9 protein-coding genes and 1 pseudogene are annotated in these 5,829 nt (G+C 59.8%); 4 read left to right on the top strand and 6 right to left on the bottom strand.

Going from position 1 to position 5,829, the window contains the following annotated elements:
- Positions 1-119: 119 nt before the first annotated feature.
- On the bottom strand, positions 120-1,094 hold the full coding sequence (locus ACS5Q1_RS46065; protein ID WP_473104485.1) for an IS5 family transposase: 975 nt from the start codon (positions 1,092-1,094) through the stop codon (positions 120-122).
- A gap of 110 nt (positions 1,095-1,204) precedes the next feature.
- On the opposite strand from ACS5Q1_RS46065, the gene ACS5Q1_RS46060 reads away from it, so the two are divergent.
- Genes ACS5Q1_RS46060 through ACS5Q1_RS46045 form a run of 4 tightly spaced genes read left to right on the top strand, consistent with a single transcriptional unit; the run spans position 1,205 to position 2,170 of the window.
- Positions 1,205-1,543, top strand: coding sequence for a helix-turn-helix transcriptional regulator (locus tag ACS5Q1_RS46060; protein ID WP_473104484.1), 339 nt, complete (start codon positions 1,205-1,207; stop codon positions 1,541-1,543).
- Between the two features lie 6 nt (positions 1,544-1,549).
- On the top strand, positions 1,550-1,771 hold the full coding sequence (locus tag ACS5Q1_RS46055; RefSeq protein ID WP_473104483.1) for a hypothetical protein: 222 nt from the start codon (positions 1,550-1,552) through the stop codon (positions 1,769-1,771).
- Positions 1,768-2,019 (top strand): hypothetical protein, encoded by a 252-nt coding sequence (locus ACS5Q1_RS46050; RefSeq protein ID WP_473104482.1) that lies wholly within the window; start codon positions 1,768-1,770, stop codon positions 2,017-2,019. The genes ACS5Q1_RS46055 and ACS5Q1_RS46050 overlap by 4 nt, the downstream gene beginning before the upstream one ends.
- Position 2,020: 1 nt before the next feature.
- Positions 2,021-2,170, top strand: coding sequence for a hypothetical protein (locus ACS5Q1_RS46045; RefSeq protein ID WP_473104481.1), 150 nt, complete (start codon positions 2,021-2,023; stop codon positions 2,168-2,170).
- Positions 2,171-3,007: 837 nt separating this feature from the next.
- Here the strand turns inward: ACS5Q1_RS46045 and ACS5Q1_RS46040 are convergent.
- From ACS5Q1_RS46040 to ACS5Q1_RS46020, 5 genes and pseudogenes are all read right to left on the bottom strand, one after another.
- The gene (locus ACS5Q1_RS46040) at positions 3,008-3,139 is read right to left on the bottom strand and encodes a hypothetical protein (RefSeq protein ID WP_473104480.1); all 132 of its coding nucleotides are present in this window, start codon (positions 3,137-3,139) and stop codon (positions 3,008-3,010) included.
- A gap of 641 nt (positions 3,140-3,780) precedes the next feature.
- Positions 3,781-3,900: pseudogene (locus ACS5Q1_RS46035) on the bottom strand (IS110 family transposase); the annotation flags it as partial.
- A gap of 4 nt (positions 3,901-3,904) precedes the next feature.
- A complete protein-coding gene (locus ACS5Q1_RS46030; RefSeq protein WP_473104479.1) occupies positions 3,905-4,555 on the bottom strand; it encodes a hypothetical protein in 651 nt (216 codons plus the stop codon).
- 215 nt (positions 4,556-4,770) lie between these two features.
- Positions 4,771-5,310, bottom strand: a complete 540-nt coding sequence (locus ACS5Q1_RS46025) for a gamma-glutamylcyclotransferase (protein WP_473104478.1) — start codon at positions 5,308-5,310, stop codon at positions 4,771-4,773.
- A 256-nt stretch (positions 5,311-5,566) separates the two neighbouring features.
- Positions 5,567-5,829: DDE-type integrase/transposase/recombinase (locus tag ACS5Q1_RS46020; RefSeq protein WP_473104477.1), on the bottom strand; the 263-nt coding region annotated here is incomplete at its 5' end.

Here is a 5,829-nt window from a genome sequence, read left to right as displayed (position 1 = left end):
ACGCCGCTCCTCCATCTGCTCGGATGTTAGATGCGTCGGCCGCCAAACGTCGTCATCCATCGCGCGCCTCCTCATGAGGATCGACATCACCCTATGTTACACCACCTCCGTGAAGATCATTAGAGCAACGGATGCAAGCGCTGGCCGGCCAGGAGGAGCTTCTGCACAACGATGCCCAGCGCCAGCAGCAGCTTGCCGGCGTGGCAACCTCCCTGGAGGCATTTCGCGAGCGGGTGCAGCACGGGCTGGCCCAGGCCACTTTCGAGCAGCGCCGGCAACTTGTGCTGTTGCTGGTTGACCGAGTTATCGTCACGAATGATGAGGTCGAAATCCGCTACGTGCTGCCGACCAGCCGCGAGAGTGAGCACGTCCGCTTTTGTCAATTGCGTAAAGACTACTTCCACCACCCACCGGCGCGCGAGCACCTGGAAGCCACTCGGGCGTGTCGGCGGCTCTGCGTCAATCCGCATCCAGGTTCCGCCGCTCCACCAATGCTGCGGGATGGATAATCTCCAGCCCAGGGCTTTCTGAAGCCAGTCCCGCAAACCTCGATAAGCGGTGTCTGCCCACATCAGCTCGATGGCCGGAAACAGATGCTGCAGACCCTCCAACAAGACCTCAGCTCCGGCGCGGTCATGGATGTCGGCGGGCTGCACCTTGTTCTTCAGCAGATTGCCTTGCGTATCAACAAGAAGATGGCGCTTGCGGCCCTTGATCTTCTTGCCACCGTCGTATCCACGGGGGCCACCCATCTCGGTGGTCTTGACTGACTGGCTGTCGAGGATCGCCGCACTCGGTTGAGAAGACCGGCCGATCGTGCGCCGATATCTCTCGCGCAGCGCCTGAGTGATGTGCTCCCACGTGCCGTTCTCGCGCCACTGAGCAGAATGGTAGAAGACGGCGTAGCGCGGGGGATATTCGTGCGGCAGCAGCCGCCATTGGGCTCCGGTCCGCAGCAGATAGAAGATCGCATCGACGATGCGGCGTAAGGGATAGGTCTGTCGCCGTCCGGCCGGATGGCTGCGGGGAACGAGGGGCTCGAGCAGCGCCCATTCGGCATCATTGAAATCGCAGGCGTAGGAGCAGACATCTATGGCGGGGCTCCCGGATCCTCAAACAGCCCGCATCCGCCTCATCGATCCTCACGAAAGTTATTCTGAATCAAGCACTTGAAGTGCGCAATAAAATTGCTCACCAGCCTCTGATGACAGCAACAATCTCAGGTTGCCTGTTCCCGACGCTTGCCGGTTTCACGGGAGAGGCCGCCGTGTTGTGGCGCTTACAGGAAGGGATGCGACCTGACACGATTGCATCGGAACTCGGTTTAGCCGAGCCGATCGTGAAGGAGTACATCAAGGCAATCTTAAAGAAGGTCCGCTCGGAGGGAGCATATCTGAGCGCCACCATCGGAACAGATGAACAATCGCCATCGCACTTCGGTAACGATATTGATCGACCTATCTGTGCCTGCCCCACCAGTGAAGGGCCTCTTTTAGCTGAACGGCGGGCCAACCGCCGTGTCCATCCCTCTGGAGAGCCTTGAGTTGCTATGATGACCACGACTGATCCTCATCATCGTCCCAAGACCGATCTCGTGGAGCACCGCGGCTACCAGATCCGCCTCAATCAGAGCAACTTGGAATGGATTGCCTTTGTGGCACGGCCCAAGCAGCGCCCGACCGTGATTATGGCTCCGGATCGTGAGGCAGTCCTCGCTAAGGCTTATGAGTGGGTCGACCGGCAGCGTGCCTCGGACGAGAATCCAAAATGACCGACAGCTTGATCCAGTTGGCGCCCAGCGCTGATAATTTCGTCCTGCACGGCACTGTGATGACAAACAGCTCAGGGTGGTCCTCCACCCGGACCGCCGAACTGCTGGAGGATCTGCCGAGAAACAGGCGCCCCTTTCCTTTCCGGGAGCTTAAGCTCGACTCCCTTTCCGTGGCGGAATTGTGTGTTTGTCTCGGCCACCCAACCGTGAAGGCCAACAGCCGATATAACGCCTCCCAGAGTGAGTAAGATGGCGAAGTCGGATGACGATCACCTGCTGCAGGTGGACCAGCAGCCATGGGTGCGGCGCGAGCCGTCCATGAGCGCCCGCCTCATCGGTCTGGCGATAACACTAGTTGGTATTGCTGTCGCAATTTATCTGGCGCTGTATTGGTTTTAGGAAACCACAGCAGGGCTAGAATTCATGCGGGAGAGCAGGAACGCCCTGCGATTTGTCAGGGCACGAGTGGATGAGGAAGTTCCGCATCGTCTCGGTCTCAGACACGACGCGACGCGTCCGGTGGCGCTATCCCAACCGGTATAGACATCGCGTTCACGGGTTGCGGAACTCAGAACCGAAAGCCGGCGCCCGCACCGCGCCCTGTCAGAAGCGGCTGCATCATCGGCTCAGCGGCAGGACGTTCCTCCGGCTCGGAAGCGGCTGGCGCTGGGAGGCTCGATGATACAGGTCGTGTTGTCGCTGGTTGGACCGCCTCGTTAGATGTGCCAGCCATCGATGGTGGCGGCGGGACGGATGTGCGGGGGAGAACGCCTGGGCTTCCGCCGATCTGACAGCCCGCGAGAGTGACACACACCATCAGAAGTATGCCTGACGTGGCAATGGCTCGCATGTCTGACCTCCAGCTGCCGCCCCGGCAATGAAAAGCACCCTGGCTGAAGCGCTGTCTGAGACCTCAACCAGGGTGCCGGTGTGCCAAGAGAATGACGCACATCCTGGAAGTAGGCCGCTCAGACTGATCGACAATGGCAGCCCTGGCAGCAGGCTTTCCGCGTCTTGTCCGGATAGCAGCAGAATCGTGAACGAGAGTCCTTTCGAGGAATTCCAAAGGAGCCACATCAAAGGCCTTCGGTAAATCAGCCGCAGATCTTGAGAGCCTTCGAAGCTCCAGCGAATTGGCTGGTATGACCGGTATGTAAGCTCAGTTGATCGATGTATGACAGCGAGGAGCAGGTGTGATCTTCGCTTAACTGATAAATTTCCGCTGAAGCCGAATTTCTACTCGCCAGCGTTGGAATTGCAGTCGCTCGTCAATGTTGCTGTGACCGGGATGCCGGACAGCTGATTGAGGCTGCGGATCAGCTCTTGAATGACCCAGCGTCTGGCCCGGCGGGCTGAGGATCGTTTCATCGCCGTTCTCCCTGTGATACAGGGTGCTTACCGACGTGGCCTGCTCGACGTGTCGATGGTGACGAGGTTTCCGGTGATCGGATCGAGAATGGTCATGGGGCAGTGCTCTCCCGTTCTGGCACAGGGCCAACGCCGCGCCGTCCGGTTTCGATCAAGTACGATTGGGATTGTGGTTACAAGACAGTTACTGCACCAGGACGCTCACATCCCCAAAGCAGATCGAGGCGGTTCATCCGCGCCCCGACTGCCTTGGAGGTGAGGGCTGATCCGAAACCCAGCGGATCAGTCCAAGCATGGTCATCGCAAGATGGTTAACAGACAGCTAACAAGAGCACTCCGCGTGGGGATGTCATGTTTGGATGGCGCCCGTTTGGCAATGTGATTGTTGATGATGCTTGGGTCTCGCGGGGCGGGTGCAGTCATGTCTCCGGCCTTGAAGCGCGGTGCTGCATGCCCGCTGGCCCTGATGTTTTACGCTGGAGCTGGTCCCTCTCACATTATCGCGGTTGGCTGACGCAAGACGATACCACGGGTTTGCCAGTTCCGGCGGTCCATGTCCGCTTGGGCTTCACATCATCTCATCGTCACCGTGCCAACTGGGATGCCCCACAGGGCGAATAGTCTGAACTGGCCATCTATATCTATGCCGCCGGCATGGCAGCTCCATGGCTCCCGGGCTCGTAACCCGTGCTCCTGGCCATCACAGCCCAGGCGATCCGGGCCATCTTGTTGGCCAATGCGACGGCGACTACCTTGAAGGGTAGACTAGGGCCGTATCGATGCCCAGCGAATCGGTTTGTAGTTCTTGCCCTTGAGCTTCCGCTCGCCCCAGATGGAGTCCAGATACTTGGCATCCCCTAGAATGATCGATTCCAATCGGGCTGACTTATTGATGTCCAGGCCCGGCTGTTTGTTGAGCAGCCTCTGTGAATCCTTTGCGGACATCCTGGTGACGAAGGTCACGACGAGGCCTGGAGTCCCCTCGACCTCGTAAGAATTGAAAAGCCTCAGCCCATCCGGCTTCTCCTCGACGAGACGCTCGACGAAGGCGAAACCATTATTTTCCGCGTGCTCCCGGATGTTGGCCAGGGTGGTCTCGCCGTACGTGAAGACTGGGAAGTCGGCCGGCTTCCCGTCTGGGCGACCGCCCCAGGTCTCCTTGGCAAAGGCGATCCGTCCGTTCCCCGGATCCGTGGCGAGCGCGAGCTTGTTCCCGTCCGGCAGGCTCCACCTGACCTCCTCGTGGGCGCCCGCAGCAACCCTCGAGGTCGGCTTCCCGGCCATCCGCGACGCAGCCGAGATCTCCTCCCCGATGCGAATGCCGTTCAGGGTCTGGGCTTGCGTTCCTGCAGTCACGGAAAGGAAGCCGAGAGCGGGGATCGCTCCTCTCATGATACTGGAGGTAATGAATCTCATGGCGTCTGGCATCGTTTAGGGGGCTGACAACCTACCTTTCCAAGCACATCAGTCAACTTAACCGGAAACAGTAGCGGGCCAGATGTGGCCCAGGTATCACAACCTCGCGCAAGCTGGTTCATCCCCTGTCGATCTCGAAGCCAGGGGCTCCCGACAATCACGACTTCGGGTCTCAAAGCCGAGGGTGACGGTAACAGCCCAGACCTTCTTCAGACTCACTCGGCACCGGCGTTTCCGCACAGGATGCCCGCAAGCCGCAGAGCCATGCCGGGGCACGGCTCGGGCCAGGCAAGGGGACGTGGGAGCGTCATGACGGCGGCGATGGTGTTCCTGGCGTAATCGACGTTCGTTCCTGCCCTGCCCCACGCGGTCATGAGCCGGGACAGGAGCCCCGCCTCGGACAACTCGCGGACGCTGGGATTCGACAGGTCGGCGACATAGCAGAGAGCCCTGTCCCATCCCCGCGGCGTCAGGACGTCGATCAAGGAATCGACGTAACCATCTTCTGCGGTCTCGCGCGCCGTTAGGTAGCGCCGGACCTCGGCCTCCCGAACCTTAGCGACCTTGTAGGCGATGCCGATGCAGCAGGGGCCGGGAACGAGACCGAGGACGACGCCGGGAGTTTCAGCCGAACCACGATGGACAGTGGAAGGGATGCACCAGGAACGGCGCCAGCCGGGAGCCAGCGCGGGCATCGTCGACACATAGTCGAAACCCGGGTTCCAGATCAGCGAGCCATAAGCAAATACCAGCATGACGCAGTCCTGTTCGCGCCGTCACGGAGCGGCTGAGTCCACGCTGCTGACGGCTCTGCACTTTCCAAGGGCCAAGTTCGCTTTAGCGAACGTCTAATCCTTTCTAGCGAGTCCTGGGATTGTCGACTGTGATCGCGATCACACGGCCCTTGCTGGATGTGTTCGGCAAGTGCGGAGTGGGACAGCACGGCGATCCGAAGGTTCTGTCGCAATTTCTAGCAAAAGACAAAGAGATGCCAGAGAGGATGGTAGGCGCTCATGCGGCGAGCCGCTCGAATTGCTCTGCGAGCGATAGATTTGAACGGCAGGCGTACTTTGCCTGTCCTTTGCGCATCATGTGAACCAGTTCTACCCCGCCAAGGATCACGCGAGCGCTACCAATCGACTTGAAACCGAGCATCGGCCGCACCCGCCCCTTGATGGCACGATGGTCTTGCTCGATGCGATTGTTATCGGGCATGCTTTTCCTCGGCACCATCGGCGCGTTGGCGCAACCAACTCGGCGGCTGTATCCTGGGG

It is taken from the genome of Microvirga sp. GN3 (assembly GCF_055792825.1).
Note: the sequence above shows the minus strand (reverse complement) of the source record. Positions and strands in the feature narration are given on the sequence as shown.